This is a genomic window from Streptomyces sp. NPDC058000 (assembly GCF_042886435.1).
GTDB lineage: Bacteria > Actinomycetota > Actinomycetes > Streptomycetales > Streptomycetaceae > Streptomyces.
Map to the genome: position 1 here is coordinate 65,496 of NZ_JBHVQS010000014.1, position 17,452 is coordinate 82,947.

A 17,452-nucleotide genomic window follows, 5' to 3' on the forward strand; every position below is an offset into this window, starting at 1 on the left:
GGTAGGAGGCGCCGTCGCCGGGCGGAGCGGCCTCGTTCGCGTGTGCTGCCGCCACCGGTGCCGGCAGCAGCCTCTCCCCCTGTGTCCGGATCAGCGCGCCCGCGCTGATACCGAGCGCCTTCACGGCACAGCCCCCACGGACGCAGGCGGCACCATGCCCAGGGCGGTCCGCCACTGCCATCGGCCGGTGACGCCGGTCGTCGGCACCTCGAAGAGGAGGACGGCGAGCGCGTTCGGCGTGAGCGGCCATCCGTAGAGCTGACCGTTCCCGCCGGAGCCGGGCAGGGGCCCCAACGGCTGGACCACCATGCCGAACACGGCGGCCACCAGCATGGTGGCCGCCGGTCCGTGGACGGCCGACGCCGCGTACGCGCGGAGCGCAGTGCGGCCGGCGGTCAGCCGGAGAGCGCCGCGCGGGCGGACCCTGCCGACCATCCGGCCGGGAGCACCCGGCTGCCGCAGCACCGTGTAGGAGCTTGGCCATCGCTCATCCACCGAGCAGGAGAGGAACGGCGAGGACCACCACGCCCACGAGCACGAGCAGTACCGCGGCTCCGGCCCACCGCAGTAGCGGCCCGCCGCAGCGCACGGCAGCGACGGCTGCCAGGCCGTAGCCGATCAGTGCGGCCGCGGCCGGCCCCAGCAGCAGCAGGGGGACGGCACCGTCCCAAGCAGCCCCCGCACAGGCGAAGAAGCAACATGAGGCGCCGACGGACGCGATGACGGCCTTGGCGGGGCCTCGTTCGGAGGGGCTCTGCTCGGACGGGCCCCGCTCGGCGGGGCGCAGCCGCGCGGCGATCCGGGCGGCGGTGCGCACGTTGGTGAAGCAGTAGGAGGTCAGCACGACAGCCGTCGCCACGGCGAACACCCAGCGAAGCGGTGCGGACACCGCGTCCTGGGCCGCCGGCGCCCCGGCGGCCAGCCGCTGGACCGTGGCCAGCCCCAGGTAGACGACAGCCACCGAAGCCGCTCCCAAGGCCACGCCCGCGGCAGTGCGCCTCCGCCCGGCAGTGGCGACCGGGGCCACGGCGGTGACGGCTTCCCAGCCCACCCCGGCGAAGAACAACGCCGCGAGGGCCAGCCACTGAGCACCGCCTGCCGAGAGTCCCGGCGGCGCAAGCGGCGTGTGCGAACCCACCGCAGGTACGGCGGGCCAGCCCCATGCGGCGCAGGCCAGCGCCAGGGCCCCGGTGACCCAGGGACGCAGCCGGAGCACGACGGCCGGCAGCGACAGCGGACCGAGCGCCGCGAACACGGCCGCCGCGAGCAGGCCGAGGGCGAGAAGGAGGCCGTCCGTCCCCGGACGCGGCAGGGAACCGTCGGCGGCCGTCAACAGGCAGCTCGCGGCGAACCAGGCGATCGCCGCCTGCCCGGCGGTGAAGGCGATGGCGAAGGCGCCGTTCACCGCCCGTTCCGCCCACGAACCCAGTAGGGCCCCGACGGTGCCCGCCAACGAGGTCGGCCGCACCCTCCCGCGGACCAACATGGCCAGCAGGAGGCTGACCGATCCACCGAGCAGGATGTGGGCCGACCAGACACGGAGGCTGTGCCCGCCCGTCAAGGCTGCGACGACGGGAGGCATGATCAGCATCCCGGCGCCAAGGACACCGCCGGAGAGGCGGGTGGCGATCTCCAGCTCCGGCCTTCGCGCCGTTCGGCCGCCCGTATCCGTTCCTGGTCCGCCCGGCGCGACCGCCGCGCCGGGGACGGAGGTGCCTGCCGGCTCCATTACGGAAGACGCTTCCGGAGGCCCTCTGCAATGACCTTGGCCCTCAGTGACAGAAGGCTGAACGAACCGGCGTCACCGATTCCGTGGGAGGACTCGCACAGGCCGTTGAGGAAGAGCGTGGGCGTGTCGGCGCCCAGCGGCTGCACTTCGTAGTCCGGGCCGACGGTCAGGTAACCGTGGTCGTCGAAGGCGAAGTCGTCGGCGATGCTGCGCATGAGGGCAGGGACGCGCTCCTGGTGGGCAGCCGGGCCGAGATCGCGGAATCCGGTGGCCAGGACGACGAAGTCGGACCGGTACTCCTCGGTCTCCCCGGTGTTCAGCTCCTCGACGTCGAGGTGGACGCCGTCCTCTCGCACCTCAAGGCCACGTACCTGGCGGCTGCCGGAGACGAACACCTTCTGGTCGCCGTCCAAGCGCTGCTCGTAGATGATCCGGTACAACTCGCGCAGCACATCGCCGTCGGCGGACGAGTAGTTCGTCAGGCGCATGTACGAGTCGAGGGCGTCCTTGCGCTCGCGGGAAGCGCGGTAGTAGTAGTCGGTGAAGTCGGGGAAGTACCCCTCCTCGCTGAACGGACTGGTGTCCTTCTGACGGAGCGTCAGTGAGCGGACGAGGGTGTTCACCCGGGCGCGGGGAAAGCGCCGCGTGAGGTCGATCGTGAGTTCCACCGCGCTCTGGCTGCCCCCGATGACCGTCACCGTGCGCGGCGACCGGTCGCCCTGTCCGGCCACGCCCAGCTCCTCCAGCTGCTGTAGCGCCGGCAGGTAGCGCGTCAGGTGGAAGATGCGCGGGGTGTCCACCGCATCGAACGGTTCCGGGATGAACGGGGCCCGCCCGGTGCCGATCACGAGAGCGCGCGCCTGGAGGGTGTCTCCGGCGGAGGTGGTGACGGTGTAGACCGGACCGCCCTCGGCATCCCGGCCGACGGTGACGCCGGTGACGTGCACGCCGTAGTCGACCAGGTGGCCGAAGTGGCCGGCGGCCCAGGTGACGTACTGCGCATACTCCTTGCGCAGCGGGAACTCCATCGGGACGTTGAGGTGCTCCAGCAACCGCTCGTTCTCGAAGAGGTAGTTGATGAAGCTGTAGCGGCTGCGCGGATTGCGCAGCGACACGAGGTCGCGCACGGGGTGGTTCTGGATGTCCGACCCGTCGAGCATCATGGCGCTCTGCCAGGACGGGCCCGGCCTGGCCTCCAGGAAGCGCATGTCGAGGTCGTGGCCCTCTTCCTCCAGGGCGATGGCCAGAGCCAGGTTGGCCGGACCGAAGCCTATGCCGAGCACATCGTGGCAGCGGGTCACTGTTCCCCCTTGGTGGGAAGCGGATATGAGTAGTGGAACCAGGTCGAGGGCGCCCCGAGGTCGGCGGCCTCGCGCAGGAAACGGTCGTACAGTGCCTGCGCCGAGCGGTTGTCGGGCGCGGTCTCCCAGGTGAGGTGGGAGAAGCCCCGGTCGCCGGCCTCGCGTGCGGCCGCGTGCAGCAGCGCCGTTCCGACGCCCGCCTCCCGACCGCCCCGGTGGTCGGGATGGACGTACAGGTCGTTGAGGAGGGCCACGGTGGCCGCCCTGGTGGAGACGCGCACCCAGAAGAGGGTGGCGAAGCCGATCGTGTGCGGCCCCTGACGGGCAGCCAGCTGGAGACCGTGGGGGTTGTCTCCCAGCAGCTCGCCGAAGAACCGCCGGTTTCTGGAGTCGTCGGGCTGTTGGCCGTAGAACCTCTGGTAATCGGCGATGAGCGGCAGGATCGCCTCGAAATGGGACGCGTCCACGCGCTCGATGAGCAAGCGTGGAGCGGCTGCGTCCGGCATGGAGCACCTCGCTGCTGTGTTGAGGGGGGATCCGATGGGGGTGCGGGTGCCGCCGATCGGGCGGCTGTCAGGCGACGTCGGAGAAGGCGTCGGCCACGCACGCGTCCGCGATGCGGCGGCCGGCCTCCGGTGCCGTCTTGACACCGCTGCCGTTCCAGCCCCGCACCGACCACACGTGCGGCACGCCAGTGCCCTCCAGCAGCCCGGACGCCGGCCCGCCGACCCCGGGCGAACCGTAGGCGTCCGCGGCGCGGACCGTGCTGAGGTGCACCGCTGTGGTGAGCCACGGGAAATGGGCGGTGAGCGCGGAAACGGTGGCCTGGGCGTGCGCGGGGTCCGGCTGCGCGTCGAAGGGGGAGTCCCAGACGAGGTGCGGCATACCGATCAACGTCCGGTCCGCGCCGACCGGCTTGGCGTACAGCCCGGTGCGCAGGTCGACGAAGGTCGCATGGGCCGGCGCAGGAGGGCGGCGCTCGACGACGCTCACCTGGATCGATCGCGAGCGGACCGGCGAGGCCGGCCGCAACCCGGGCACCGGGTCGGCCGCCCAGGGCCCGACCGCCGCGACCACGGCCCGGGCACTGACCACGCCCGCGTCCGTGCGCACCGCCGGGCGTCCGCCACGTGCCTCCACTGCCCGCACGCGCACTCCGTGGCACACCACGGCGCCGTCGGCGCGTGCCTGTACCAGCCAGTCGGCGGTGACCTCCGCCGGTGCCACCCAGCCCGCCTCCGGCTCGACGAGGGCGACGCCGCCGGCCAGGCGTATCCCCGCCGCCTCGTCGCACTCCGCCACCACGTGCGCCGAGGTACCCAGCGCGCCGTTGAGCTGCCCGGCGGCCTCCCGGAGGGCGGGCCCCTGGTCGGGGTGGGCCGCGGTCACGGCGCCGACGGCGTGCAGCGGGGCCTGCCCCGACGCCCAGGACCCGGGGTCCCGGTAAGTGGCCAGGCTCGGCAGCGCCAGTTCCCCGATCGCCGGGTCGGGGTCGTAAGCACGCACCATGCCGCCGGAGCGGCCGGTGGCCCCCGTACCCGACTGCGGTGACTGCTCGATCACGACGACGGACACACCCCGGCGTGCCAGGTGGTGCGCGAGGGAGGCACCGGTGATCCCGGCGCCCACCACCACGACGTCCGCACTGGCGGGTAAATCCGTACTGCGAGGGGGCACTGCCGAGCCGACCTGGCTCACGATCGCTCGCCCACAGCGGAGACAGCAACCGTGGTGAGGTCGGGCGCGGTTGACACGCACCGGGTGCCGGACGGCAGGAAGGACCAGTCGGCCTCGCGAACCGGCTGTGCAGGCAGGCCCAGCCAGTCCCAGACCTGCTGGGCCAGCTCGGGGGTGACCGGCCAGGCCAGCGCGGCGAACACCTTGGCCGCCAGGTACTCCAGGGCCAGGCTCGTGCGCGCCTCCTCCGCCAGTGACGGAACCCGGCGCAGCGCCTCCTCCGTCGCCCGGAACTCCGCGGCGCGTGCCACGAAGGACTCCAGCAGGTGGACGTATCCCCGCGCGCTGAACGACTCCGGGAGCAGCAGGCCATCGAGTTGACGGGTGGTCAGATTGAGGTAGCGGTAGAACTCGCGGTGCGCGTCGGTCCAGGCACCGGTGCCCGGCACCTGGCCGTCGCTTTCCTCGGTCAGCGCCGCGAAGCCGCCCAGCCACTCCCGAGCGTTGCGGTACAGCGGGTCTTGTGCGAGCTCGCCGGCGCGCTCCTGACTGATCCGCGTCACGCGTCCTTCCGGGGCGTTGCGCAGCAGGGCCAGGCGGACGGCGTCCGGTCCCGCCGCGGCGAGCGCGTCGTCGGCCCAGACCGCGTGGCCCCGGCTGGTGGAGAACTTCGCGTCTTCCAAGTGCAGGAACTGGTTGGTGACGAACGCGGTGGGCAGGTGGTCGGCGAGGTCGGCCGCGAAGGCCAGGATCGGCAACAGGACCGCGTAGTAGAAGCTGTTGTCGTAGCCGAGGAAGAGCGTGATCTTCGCCGGACCGCCCTGCTCGGACTCGGCCCGGGCAGCGTCCAGGAAGGTCAGCGCGAGGTCCGCCCAGGCGTCGAGGGCCTGGCCGTCCGCCAGGGCGACGCCCCACTCGGTGGTTCGGCCGAGCCGGTACGCGGGCAGCCCCTCGTCCAGCAGTCGCTCCACCAGTGCCTGGAGGTCGGGCGAGGTGTAGGAGTTCCGCAGGTAGCCCCGCAACTGTTCGGCGTAGGCGTTGAGGTCCAGCCACAGCGCCCGCTCCGGGCGGGTGACGGCCGCGGTGCCGCAGATCCGGCACTGCAGGTCGGTGAGCTCCCGGGCTTCGTTGGGCCGACCGCAGGCCTCGCAGATCTCCCCGTCGCTGGCTGCGCCGCAGTGCCCGCAGCATCCGCGTGCGAAGGCCTGGTGCAGCGACAGGTCGCACTTCGGGCAGTACGCCGTCTCCCGCTCCTCCTCGGTGGCGGCGGGCGAGGAGGCCACCTTGGCGAGCAGCTCCCGGATCCGGTCGGCGTGCTCCGGGTCCCCGGCGGGACGGGTGAGCCGGTCGCCGCCGGCGCCGGCCGCGCGCAGGGTCGCCAGGATGGCGTCGCCTTCGGCCGTGGCCACGTCGGCCGGTTCCGTACCGCGCAGTCGCGCGGCGGCGGCGACATACGACTGGTGGTCATCGGTGCCGGTGATGTACCGGGCGTCGCGGCCCATGCTGCGCAGCGCGCGCACCAGCATGTCGGCGCGGACGTACGGGCCCGCGAGGTGGCCCAGGTGCAGGCCGCCGTTGGGGGTGGGCGGGGGGCAGAAGACCAGCATCCGCTCGGGGAACCCGTCGCGCGGAGGGGCTTGCTCAAGGACCTTGACGGCGCTCGGGATGTGCTCCCAGTAGATCGAGACGATGTCGAACGCCTCATCGGACTCGTTGCGGATCTCGTGGAAGCCGAAGGGCGACAGGTGGACGACCGAACCGGGTCCCAGCTCACGCTCCTCGTCCCCGAGCACGACGAAGGCCGTGCCGGCCAGGACGATGAACATCTCGCCGTCCTGGTGGGCGTGTCGCTTCGAGACGGTGTGCGCAGGGACGCTGCCGAAGACGGACCCGAACGGCAGCCCCTCGATGTCGGCGGCGGACAGCATGGGTTGGAGGTGCATCTCGTAGGACCAGCTCATCGCCGACCTGTCGAAGGCACGCGTGATCACAGAAAACCCCTGGGTGGTGTGGGATGGATGAGGTAGCTCGGCGCGCTGGCGATGCGGACTGCGGGCCCGCTGTGCAAGCGGACGGCCTGTTCTGGACGGTCGAGACGAGCCGTGCGGTCTTCGAGGCCAGCTCCTGCGGCGATGAGGTAGGCGAAGCGCGACGTGTACGCGGCGGGTTGACGGCGCAGTTCGGTGCCCACCCGTGCCGGCGGCACCGCTTCGATCAGCGCCGCGTCCTGGTCGGGGCGTGGCAGGTCGAGCCCGGTGAGAGTGCAGTCCTCCTCAGGGCGGCAGCGGTGGATGCGCACTGCGCCCACGCCCTCGCGCCCGACCGCGGCGTCCGTCGCTCTCGATCGCCACCGGTCCGCGCGAGGTGAACGTGACCTCCGCGTGCGTCATGCCGTGCGGGAAGCCGAGTGCCTTACGGTCACGGCCCAGGAGGTCGAGGGCGGCTGGATCGCGGAGAAGGCGGAGCTGGAGCGGCCGCGCAAGAAGGTCGCCCGGCTGGAGTCCGACCTGGCCAAGCACGACGCGGCGCCGACGGTCAGGGGGAAAGCAGCGCGGAACGGTCCGCACGCATCAGGCGCCGGCCTTTCGTCCCTCGGCCATGCCGCGCACCCGAGTCGGAGCGCCGTCGGGGGTGAAAGCCTGGCGGAAACTGAACGCGGTGGGACTCGGACCGTTGTCGTGCAGGTGCTCCAGCCGACTACAGGCGTCCGACCAGGTGGGGATGGCGTCATCGGCGACCCACCACATCGCGTAGCTGGGCCACTCGGGCTTGAGGAACCACTCGTGCCGCCTGCTCAACGTGCTGCGATGCAGGCCCGTGTAGACGAAGGAGAAGACGGACTCCAGATCGCTCCACAGCGACAGGGTGGAAGCACGGCTGTCGGTCTCGTTGGTCCGGCCGCCCGTGTAGAAGCGCGGAACGTCGAACTTGCCCCACTCTCCCCAGTCCCGCTCGAAGTTGGTGAGATGGCTCTGGCCAGGGTCCTCTTTCGCCCGAGCGATGAATCCCGGGCTGCCTTCCGCTTCTTCGAACGTGGGCGGCGTCAGGTCGTCGAACTCCTGAACCTCAGCATTCCCGTACGGCTTCTTCAGGATCGCGAAAGTCGTGAACGCAACGCGCGACATCAGTCTCTGTCCTCCCCTTATCTGTACCTTGCCGGGTATTGGCCCCACAGATCGCTGTCCGTCTTCGCAGCCCCCCGGCGGTCAACCCTCGACTCTCCACACTCAGCTGGCGCAACAGTTGCAGCCAGTCCGGATCGCACTCGGCGATCAACGCGCCCGGGGGCATTCCGTGGAGCCGGCCAGATTCCGCCTATGAAGCCAACTCGGCTTTCTCCGCGAGCTTGACTTCGGCCTCCGCACGACCCTTGCGAGTACGCTGGATGGCCAACAACACGCCGCCGATGAGCAGTGCGATTCCAACCAGCTCCAACGCCGGTGGCATATGGCGAGACCACACGAAGACATAGATCAATCCAGAAATCATCTGGACGACGGCGAGCTGCCCCGCGATGGAAATCGGCACCAATCCCGAGGAACGGTTCCAGAGTACCGTTCCGACCCATGAAACGAGCACCCCGAGAACCAGACTGCCGATAATGATGGGGAAGATGCCCGCTCGGTCGATGTGTATGCCGCCAGAGACCGTAGCAACCGGCAGGGCGACCAATGACAGTGCCAGCGCGCACACGCCCATGAGCGTGGACCAGTTGTACGACGAGATCTCCGGGTGCCTTCTGAGGAAGTTGGCATTGGCCACCGCGTACCACGTCCACAAGCCGAGTGCCGTCAGCGTCGACGCGATACCGATCACCCAAGTCGTTCCGGTGTGACCGCTGAAGGCGGTTCCCCAGTCAACCTCCTTGAGGTTGACCAGGACCAGACCGACCGTGATGAATCCGAGCGGCAGCAGCAGGCGCGAGAACGGAAACTCCTTGCGGACCCAGTTGCCGGTCAGCGCGACGGTCACCGGCAGCGTTCCGATGATCACTGTCGAGATGGGCGACCCGGCGTGAGTAATCCCCTGCACCAGAAAGAAGTAGTAGCCCAGGTGGCCGGCGAATGCGAACGCCAGGGCCGTGAGCCAGACTTTCCGATCCAAGCCGCGCATCCCGGCGCCGCGCGTGAAGATCATGATGCCGACCGATACCACTCCGAAGCAGAGGTACCGTCCCAGCGCGAGTGCGACGGAGTCCGAGGTGGGGAGCAGCACTGGGATCAGAAATGCCAGACCCCAGACCAGGTTGGCGCTAATGCCGCACAGTACCCCGATGAGAAGTGACGGAGATTTAGTCATACGCGTATCACAGTTTCTTGACTCTACAGGCCGTATGGGGGGCGGGCTAGCGTTTGAGACCAGCGGCACCTCGGGTCATCAGCGCACGCATGAGGTCTCGTTGAAACTCTCCTGGCATCAGCATGCGGCCGGTGAGGGCCAGATACTTCTGGCTCAGCTCCTGATTGCCGCTGATAGCCTGGAACATCCTCCGCCGGGACGCCTCGTTCTTTTCGACGAGAGAGTCTCCGTATATGCCCTCGGCATGCGGGAGGATGACGTCTTCGAACTGCTTCCGGTACTCGGCCAATCCGTCTTCGAGATCAGCCTTGGCCAACGACCGGTCGGCAAATGAGCGAGCCAGTAGATCGGCCGACACCAACGCGAATCCACAACCGACGCCACTCATGGGATCCAGCGACAGGGCCGCGTCTCCGACGAAGGGGATCGAGCCCAAGACCGGCTGACGGATCTGGCTCGGATAGTCGCTGTATCCCAGCAGACCCGTCTCCGGGACCGCATCGGATACCGACGGCGCGTCCGGCAGGTCATTGAAGTAGTTCAGGAACTCCTGGAGCCGGCCGTCCGCGCCGTGCCATCCCTCGACCCGCGACTTGTCCGCGAAGAGGACGAGCTGGGTCCTGCCCTCGACGAGCGGGTAGACACAGGCCAGGTCCCGCTCGTTCATGATGAAGACCGAGCGATTGTCCTGCCGAGTCTTGATCCCCGAGAAATAACCGAAGAGGGCTGCGCGCTCGTTCGGACGAGATTCGGTCGGGTTGCCGAGCTCCTTGGCCAACCGCGAACGACGCCCGTCCGCGGCCACCACCAGACGGGCCCGGAAGCGGTGGGATCCGGTCTCGCTGCGCGTATCGAGGATCCAGCCGGATTCGTCTTCTTCGATTTTCTCCACGGTGGTGGAGTCGATGTACTGGACGCCTTGCTTCCGCGCGGCTGCTCTCAACGCGGGGTCGAGCACACGCCGTTCCAGATTGAGCGCGTAGGAATCCGGCTGCTCGGAGTAATAGCCCCCGGGCCCCTCGACCACACCCCCGGGCGTGACGAAGATGGCCTTGGTGGGCACCGACCAGGCAGGCTCGTAGAGGTGGGCCAGCCCGAGCTCGGCCAGTATCGGCACCGAGTGCGGCTGAATGAAATGGGTGCAGAGCCGCTTATGGGACTGGTCGTTCATTGCCTTCTTGTCGAAGACTGCGACCCGATAACCCATCTGGCTGAAGCGGATTGCGGTGGCACAGCCGGCGATGCTCCCACCCACCACCGCGACGTCCAACTGCGACTGGTCGAACTTCAGAGTACTCACAGGTCGACTACCATCTCTCTGCTTGGGCTGACTCTCTCCCCGCTACCTAGCCGGCACACCCGCAGTCGACGTGGGCAGCGGCATCGCATTGAGCCGCCCGTCCTTCGGTGGCATGGCCATCCCGCTTCCACCAATCCAGGCCACCGATCAGCTCCTTGACCCGAAAGCCCAAGGTCGCCAGTTTGATAGCCGTCTTGGTGGAGGCGTTGCAGCCGATGCCATCGCAGTAGGCGACGTACAGCGGTGTTTTGGAGAGAGAAGCCAGTGAATCCTGAGAGATCGAGCGGTGCGGAATGCTGATCGCGCCAGGAATATGCTCGATCTCGTAGGACTCGCTGCTCCGACCGTCGACGACGACCAGCTCCTGGCCGTCTTCGAGAGCCGCCTTCAGATCCGCAGAGTCGATCTCATAGGCCAGTTTCTCCTGGTAGAAGTCCAACTGCGATCGTTGTTCTCGGGACATGTCACTCTCATTCGAGGTCGAGTCCTGGTCTCCCATGAACCGGTCGGCGATGGCAAAAAGATCGCCGAGGGTACTCGGAGTGACCAGCGAGTCTGCATGCTCTCCCAGGTCGACGCCGCAGTCCTCCAGGAGCGTGACCAGGACACTGATGGTCAAGAGGGAGTCCAGACCAAGGGTGTTGAGCGCCGTATCGTCGGGCAGCGGGTCAAGGTCCACCGGCTTGCCCAGCGCCGCCTCCAGGTTTTCGGCGACCTTATCCTTCACCGCTACAGACATGGCTCCACCTTCTCAATAGGCTCGACGGCGCCATCGGCCGACAGTGCGAAATAGTTGGAGTTCGACTGCTGAGCTGCTGTCGTGAGCCGTTGAACAAATTGACGTTCATCGGTCTCCGCAGTCGATGTGGCGGATACAGCAGGCGACCAGACCAACAGGGTTGGACGCATATAGTCGGGCAGCGAACTGCGCAGGTGCGCCTCTGTGTCGGCTACCGCCCGTCGGGCCTCCGACACGACGACGAGAGCAACCACGTCGCGACGATTGCGCTGGATCACGGCCACCGTCACCCGGTCGACGCCGGAACAACTCAGGGCAGCCCGACGGATCTCACCCAGGTGGGTACGGCGGCCCGCCAACCACGTGATCTCCTCGTCGTCGTGACGATGGAACACGATGTTGCCGTCCGGCTCGTAGCTACAGATGTCCCCGGTCCGGAAGTACGGCGTCCCGTCCAGATCGATGACGAGCCGGGCGGTTTCCTCGGGGTGGTCGAAGTAGCCGCGCATCACCTGTTCGCCGCCGACCCAGAGCTCCCCCTGCACGCCGGGCTGATGGAGTTCGACCCCATCCTTCATGATCTTCGCGTCCATGCCCCGCAGCGGTCGGCCGATGGGATACGCGGTCGTGCGTTCCGCATCCTCGTGCCCGATCTCGTTGGTCAAGCAGAAGATGGTGGCCTCGGGCGGGCCGAAGGCGTGGAGGACGCGGGTCTCCGGTAGTTGCTGTCGCCATATGTTGATGACGCCGGGGTCGCACACCTGGGCACCCGTCATCACCGTCTCCAGGCCGGGCAGCTTGGCCCGGGTGATCTGACGCCCATCCCCGGTAATCATGGCCAAGAGCATCGAGACCGCGATCAGATGCGTGATGCGCTCACGGCCGAGTACGGCGCGCATGACGGCACCGGCGGGGAGATTGCGGAATTGATAGACGAAGGCTCCCAGCGACAAGGGGAGCAGCGTGTCTTCCATCGACACATCGACATGAAAGGGAGACAGGCTCAGAACGCGAGAATCCGACGTGAAGCGGAGCACCTGGTTGTGGTTGCCGAAATAGGCGCGGAGGCCGTCCGCGCTGTTCTCGACACCTTGCGGCTCACCAGTCGGACTGGAGGCGAAGATGATGTACGCGGCCTGCTCCGGTCGATGGGGCACGGTGGAATGAGTCGCCGCCGGCCCGGACAGGATCGCGGCGAGTTGTTCCCGGCCCAGCCAGCCGCCGGCGGAAGCGATCGGGTCCCGGTCATCCAGCGACATCACGACCGCCGGCTGCAGACGCGTGAGCAGTCCTTGCAGTCGGGCCCCCGGCTCGGCGGCGTCGAGCGGGGCGTAGACGGCTCCGCACTTCCAGATGGCGATGGCGAGCATCGGCATGACCGCGCGCTTCTCGGCCAGGACCGCCACGCGATCCCCCGCACCGACCCCCTGCTCGGTCAGCCGGGCCGCAACCGCCTGGGCGCCCTGCTCGAGCTGGGCGAACGTGTAGCTGACGTCTCCATCGTTGATCGCTGTGCGGTCCGGCCACTTGAGGGCCGGAGCCACCAACAGATCACCGAGAGCGGGTGCCGGGCTGGTCTCGTCGGCAGGATCGATCGACCATGGCGGCAATGCCACCGACTCAGCTTTGACTACCACTCTCAATCCTGCCCTTCGAGTCGCATTTCTCGTGCCAAATTTAATGACCGACATTATCGCCCGTCAAGCAAATCGATAAATCCGCCGCCGCACATTCAGTGGGCGACTAAACATGCCTTTCCGCAAGCTGAAATGCGGTCCCGGCGATCTCGTCCACGGCATTCCTGGCTGAATCCAGTTTTCCGACATACAGGCAGAAGTCGTGCGGGAGATCCGGGAAGTGCTGATGGCGCAATCCGACCGACCGATCGGCCAGGTGCCCCACCCAGGCGAGTCCTTCGTCGCGGAGTACGTCGCAGCCGGTCGTCACGATCGAACAGGCCGGCAGCCGCCCCAGATCGCTCTCCGACAGGGCAAACGGATCGAAGTCGCGCCCCGAGAAGAAAGGTTTCAGTAGCGACTTGAAGAGCCGCATGCTGCCGCTGTCGAGGAAGTAGCCCTCCCCGAACGTCCGGTAGGACTCGCGTTCCGTCTGAAGGTCGAGAACCGGGTAGATCAGCACGATGCGCGAGAAGACCCCCGGCAGCACGCGCAAGCTGAGGTAGAGCGCGAGCAGTCCGCCGACGCTGTCACCGGCGATGACGAGTGGCCGGTCCCCCAACGTGCGGCATCGCGCCGCGATATGCCTCCCCAGCCGCTCCACCGACTGCTCAACGGTGTGTTCCGGCGCCTTCAGATAGTCGAACGCCTCCACCGGCGCGTGCAGGGTGTCCGCCAGCGTGCGCAGGAAAGGTCGGAAGACGGCCGTCGAGTAATAGACCATCCCGCCGCCATGGATGTACAGGACATGGGGGCTGTCCGCGGCCTCCTGTGCCGGCCGGATGACCACCGAGTGCTCATCCGCGTCGACCGGCGCGCCGTCCTCCGGTTCGGCCACGCTTCCGAAGCGCGCGATCCAACGCTCGGCGTTCACCCGGTCGTCCGCGAGCGAGCCGGTGGACGCCCGCACCGCCATGATCTTCCTGGCGGCGGCCAGGCGGCCGAACTCGACGTGTAGGGCCCGCGCTTCCGTGTCAGACATCGCCGTCCCCGTCGACGGGCTCGACATCCCCACCAGGCGTCAGCGCGAAGTGGGTCGCGCTCGACCCCTGAGCCGCCTCGGCGAGCCGTCGCATCAGCAGCTTCTCGTCCGTCTTGCCCGTCGACGACACCGTGAGCACAGGTGACCAGGCAACGAGGGCCGGGCGCATGTACTCGGGCAGCAGGTCCGCCAGCAGCTTCTCCACGTCCGCCACCACCGCCCGATCCGGTGCCATCACCACGAGGGCGATCACGTCGTGGCCGTGGCGCGGGACCAGCGCGACGGCCGCCCGCTCGACGCCCGGGGCGCCCAGCACGATCTGCCGGATCTCGCCCAGGTGGATCCGGCGGCCGGCCAGCTTCACCTCGTCGTCGTTCCGGCCGCGGAACACGATGTTGCCGTCCTCGTCATAGCTGCACATGTCGCCCGTGCGGTAGAAGCGGACGCCGTCCACCTCGACCACGCGGCGGGCGGTCTCCTCCGGTTGACCGAAGTAGCCGCGCATCACCTGCTCGCCGCCGATCCACAGCTCGCCGATCCGACCGTGCTCGTGGACCTGGACCTCGGCCCCGTCCTCCACGATCCGTGCTGCCACGCCGCGCAGGGGCCGGCCGATCGGGTACGAGTTCGTACGCTCCGGGTCGGCCCGTTCGATCTCATGGGCGACGCAGACGATCGTCGCCTCCGTCGGCCCGTAGACGTTGATGACGCGCACCTCGGGGATGCCGTACTTCCAGACGTTGATGACACCGGGGTCGCAGACCTCCGCGCCCGTCATCACCATCTGCAGGCAGGGGAAGTTCTCCCTTGTGACCTGACGCCCGTTCTCCGTGATCATGGTCAGGAGCGTGGACACCGCGATCAGGTGCGTGATCCGCTCGCGCTTGATGATCGCGCGCATGATGGCGCCGGCGTGGACGCCGCGGAACTGGTAGACGAACGCGCCCAGCGACAGGGGCAGCAGCGTGTCCTCGATCGACACGTCGAAGTGGAACGGGGACAGGCTGAAGACCCGTGAGTCCGGGGTGAACCGGAGCACCTCGTTGTGGTTCCCGAAGTACGCGACCAGGCTGTCGACGCTGATCTCGACGCCCTTCGGCTCTCCCGTCGACCCCGACGTGAAGATGATGTACGCCGTGTCCTCGGGCCGCTGCACCACGGCCGGCCGGTCCGGGGCCGGTCCCGACAGGACCGCGTCGAGCTGCGTCCGGCCCACCCAGCGGACGTCGGCGACCGCCGGCTCCCGGTCGTCCAGCGCGATCACGACCCGCGGCCGCAGGCGGCCGAGCAGGCCGCGCAGTCGAGGGACCGGCTGCGCGGCGTCGAGCGGGACGTAGACGGCGCCGCACTTCCAGATCCCGATGGCCAGGACCGGCATGATCGCGCGCTTCTCGGCCAGGATCGCGACCCGATCCCCGGCGCCCACGCCCTGCTCGCTCAGCCAGGCCGCGAGCGCTCGGGCCTGCCGCTCCAACTCGGCGAAGGTGAGGCCGACTTGCCCGTCGTGAAGCGCCGGACGGTCCGGCCAGTTGCCGGCCGCTGCTCGGACGAGGTCGCCGAGCGCCGGCGGCGGTAGGGCCCGGTCGGCGGCGTCCAGCGACCACGGGGGCAGCGGTGCCGGCGATGCCACCGGTATGGAAGGCTCCGATGTCACCGATAGAGAAGTCTCCGTCACGAGACGCCCCGCCCCTCAACGTCGTAGTGGAAGCGAACCTTGGGTTTGGACTCGGCGCCCATGCGCTGGTAGAAGCCGATGCCGAGCTCGTTGTGCGGAGGGGTCTGCCACTCGGCCCAGCCGCATCCGTGCGCGACGGAGAACTCCCGCAGCCGCTCGAAGAAGGTGCGGCCGAGCCCCCTCCCCCGATACGGCTCCTGGAGGTACAGGCAGTCCATGTAGGCGAACGGTTCGGCGCCCCAGGTGGCGAAGTCGATGGTGACGGTCATGAAGCCGCAGGGCTCCCCGCCATCCGTCGCTATCCAGCCGTACAGCGCCGGCCGCTCCGAGAACAACGCCGAACGCCAGCGCTCGACTTGGCCGTTCTCACGGAACTCCGCCTTCTCATACGCCGCGTGCTCGCGACACAGCGCCAGCAGCGCGTCCAGGTGGCACGGCTCGATCGGCTGCACCTTGATGTCGCGGCTCATACCCACCCCGAGAAGGTCGTGCCCAGGTACGCGTCGAGCGAGGTCTGGTCGAGCCGGCCCTGCGCCAACACGGTGTTGACCCAGGCGTCGCGCTCGAACTTGATGACCTCAAGCTCCCAGACGCAGGCGATCAGGTCGCGCTGGACGAGGGGGGTGAGCGTGCTGTTCCCCTCGGCGTCGACCGCCGAGCCGCGCACCCAGTGCTTGAGCATGTTGGCGTCGTACCACTGGCTCACCAGCAGGTAGTCGCCTTCCGTTCCGTAGTGCAGGATCAGGAAGCCGACGGGGTGGTCCCCCTGTTGTGGGGGTTCGCTCAGCACCGAGGCGGCCTGCTGCTGCAGCCACTCCGGCGTCGGGAGGGTGGCGGAGCGCTCCGGCTCCGCGAACATCCCGTACGCCTTCAGGGTCCGGCCGGACACCTCCACCGGCGGGAGCGCCTTGACCAGGCGCGGCGAGTACGTCAGCGGGTTCGCATAACGGTGTTCCTCGCCCTCGGATAGTTGGGTCTCCACCATGCGCTCGTTCGCCTCCGAACTGCCTCAGATCGTCGATGCGGAACACGTTCATCCGCTTTACGACTCGTGCGGAATTCGATCTGGATCTCTCCGGTTGCACCCAGAGTGGTGATCCACGAGAAAGCTGCTCTTCTGTCTGTTTCAGCACTAATGACCGGGACCGCCAAAGCATGTGGTCGCTATTGAACGCAATCGTTCAGACGCCTTGAGGTCTGGTTACCGACTGCACTGGAGTCCATTTTTCGACTTCATGCCCGTTTCTCCTTCCGGTCGGGGTGCGCGGGCGTTCCCGGTATGCCCGGGTGTGCACCGACTCCGGCCGCGCCGGAGCGGCCCCCTTCCTGTCGTCGGTGTCATTGCTGCTGGTCAGGCGGTCGCCGACCGGGCGGCGAGCCGCCGCCGGCAGGCGAGGTCGACCTCGGCGGAAATGCGCTTCAGGGGGCCTTGCAATGGCCATGGCGGGACATCAAACGAACCCGAAGGGCGGAACCCCTCGGGGGGAGTGCGGAATGCATTGCACTGCGACCTCTGATAGTCGGCCCGGAGTGGATCAGCATTCATTCCGGCGAGAAACTCTACAGAGTCCAACAGTCAATGGACATCGCGAGAGAACCGCGCCACGCCCTTCGCTATTTACTCGCAAAGCCCAAACCCTTTCCGCAAACGCGCTGTCAATAGCCTCGGCATCCGCCGCGAGACTCCTCATGACAGCCCCCTCCATCGCTGCACTCCACGAAAGCCGACCCCTCCTCACAGTGGAGAAGCCAGAGGTCGAACTGCCGACACTCGTGCAACTGTAGTTCGAGGCCGATGGATCATGTCAAGCATTGGCGGGCGAGTTCCCAAGTAATGGGATCCGAAACACGAGTTGGCAAGCAGATGCACCATCGCGTCCCACGGATTGGACATTTACCGGACCTCAACACGCCCCAGAACCTTGCAGGTTGATTATCGTGCGTGTAAGGATCCAGCTGCCCGCGAGAGGGCCCTGCGCGTCACCCGCACTGATGCGTGCACGCAGGGCCCACTCCCGCGGGTATTAACACGATGTTTAACTTCGTGGGGCTTGACGCCCCATTGATCAATGGG

General features: G+C 68.0%; 16 protein-coding genes. All 16 read right to left on the bottom strand.

The window, feature by feature from the left end; translation table 11 throughout:
• Positions 1-120: 120 nt before the first annotated feature.
• Positions 121-495: a hypothetical protein gene (locus ACFVT2_RS16920; protein WP_390018137.1), complete on the bottom strand. Its 375-nt coding sequence runs from the start codon at positions 493-495 to the stop codon at positions 121-123.
• Positions 488-1,729 carry an amino acid:polyamine antiporter gene (locus ACFVT2_RS16925; protein ID WP_390017969.1) on the bottom strand — a complete coding sequence of 414 codons (1,242 nt, stop codon included), beginning with the start codon at positions 1,727-1,729 and terminating at the stop codon, positions 488-490. The genes ACFVT2_RS16920 and ACFVT2_RS16925 overlap by 8 nt, the downstream gene beginning before the upstream one ends.
• Positions 1,729-3,030 carry a lysine N(6)-hydroxylase/L-ornithine N(5)-oxygenase family protein gene (locus tag ACFVT2_RS16930; protein ID WP_390017970.1) on the bottom strand — a complete coding sequence of 434 codons (1,302 nt, stop codon included), beginning with the start codon at positions 3,028-3,030 and terminating at the stop codon, positions 1,729-1,731. The genes ACFVT2_RS16925 and ACFVT2_RS16930 overlap by 1 nt, the downstream gene beginning before the upstream one ends.
• Positions 3,027-3,536, bottom strand: coding sequence for a GNAT family N-acetyltransferase (locus tag ACFVT2_RS16935; RefSeq protein ID WP_390017973.1), 510 nt, complete (start codon positions 3,534-3,536; stop codon positions 3,027-3,029). The genes ACFVT2_RS16930 and ACFVT2_RS16935 overlap by 4 nt, the downstream gene beginning before the upstream one ends.
• Before the next feature lie 67 nt (positions 3,537-3,603).
• Positions 3,604-4,707 carry an FAD-dependent oxidoreductase gene (locus ACFVT2_RS16940; RefSeq protein ID WP_390017975.1) on the bottom strand — a complete coding sequence of 368 codons (1,104 nt, stop codon included), beginning with the start codon at positions 4,705-4,707 and terminating at the stop codon, positions 3,604-3,606.
• A 17-nt stretch (positions 4,708-4,724) separates the two neighbouring features.
• Complete coding sequence (locus ACFVT2_RS16945; protein ID WP_390017977.1) at positions 4,725-6,698, bottom strand: class I tRNA ligase family protein; 1,974 nt, start codon at positions 6,696-6,698, stop codon at positions 4,725-4,727.
• Entirely contained in the window at positions 6,695-7,006 is a 312-nt protein-coding gene (locus ACFVT2_RS16950; protein ID WP_390017979.1) for a hypothetical protein, read from the bottom strand. The genes ACFVT2_RS16945 and ACFVT2_RS16950 overlap by 4 nt, the downstream gene beginning before the upstream one ends.
• 271 nt (positions 7,007-7,277) lie before the next feature.
• Complete coding sequence (locus ACFVT2_RS16955; protein ID WP_390017982.1) at positions 7,278-7,832, bottom strand: DUF3291 domain-containing protein; 555 nt, start codon at positions 7,830-7,832, stop codon at positions 7,278-7,280.
• Between the two features lie 190 nt (positions 7,833-8,022).
• Positions 8,023-9,006 (bottom strand): DMT family transporter, encoded by a 984-nt coding sequence (locus ACFVT2_RS16960; protein ID WP_390017984.1) that lies wholly within the window; start codon positions 9,004-9,006, stop codon positions 8,023-8,025.
• A gap of 46 nt (positions 9,007-9,052) precedes the next feature.
• On the bottom strand, positions 9,053-10,306 hold the full coding sequence (locus ACFVT2_RS16965; protein WP_390017987.1) for an NAD(P)/FAD-dependent oxidoreductase: 1,254 nt from the start codon (positions 10,304-10,306) through the stop codon (positions 9,053-9,055).
• 46 nt (positions 10,307-10,352) lie between these two features.
• Positions 10,353-11,045 carry a rhodanese-like domain-containing protein gene (locus tag ACFVT2_RS16970; RefSeq protein WP_390017990.1) on the bottom strand — a complete coding sequence of 231 codons (693 nt, stop codon included), beginning with the start codon at positions 11,043-11,045 and terminating at the stop codon, positions 10,353-10,355.
• Positions 11,036-12,736 (bottom strand): AMP-binding protein, encoded by a 1,701-nt coding sequence (locus tag ACFVT2_RS16975; RefSeq protein WP_390017992.1) that lies wholly within the window; start codon positions 12,734-12,736, stop codon positions 11,036-11,038. Before ACFVT2_RS16975 ends, ACFVT2_RS16970 begins: the two co-directional genes overlap by 10 nt.
• A 52-nt stretch (positions 12,737-12,788) precedes the next feature.
• The gene (locus tag ACFVT2_RS16980) at positions 12,789-13,703 is read right to left on the bottom strand and encodes an alpha/beta fold hydrolase (RefSeq protein WP_390017994.1); all 915 of its coding nucleotides are present in this window, start codon (positions 13,701-13,703) and stop codon (positions 12,789-12,791) included.
• Positions 13,696-15,339, bottom strand: a complete 1,644-nt coding sequence (locus ACFVT2_RS16985; protein WP_390018131.1) for an amino acid adenylation domain-containing protein — start codon at positions 15,337-15,339, stop codon at positions 13,696-13,698. Before ACFVT2_RS16985 ends, ACFVT2_RS16980 begins: the two co-directional genes overlap by 8 nt.
• 35 nt (positions 15,340-15,374) lie before the next feature.
• Entirely contained in the window at positions 15,375-15,848 is a 474-nt protein-coding gene (locus ACFVT2_RS16990; RefSeq protein WP_390017996.1) for a GNAT family N-acetyltransferase, read from the bottom strand.
• A complete protein-coding gene (locus tag ACFVT2_RS16995; RefSeq protein WP_390017998.1) occupies positions 15,845-16,363 on the bottom strand; it encodes a hypothetical protein in 519 nt (172 codons plus the stop codon). The genes ACFVT2_RS16990 and ACFVT2_RS16995 overlap by 4 nt, the downstream gene beginning before the upstream one ends.
• Positions 16,364-17,452: the final 1,089 nt, after the last annotated feature.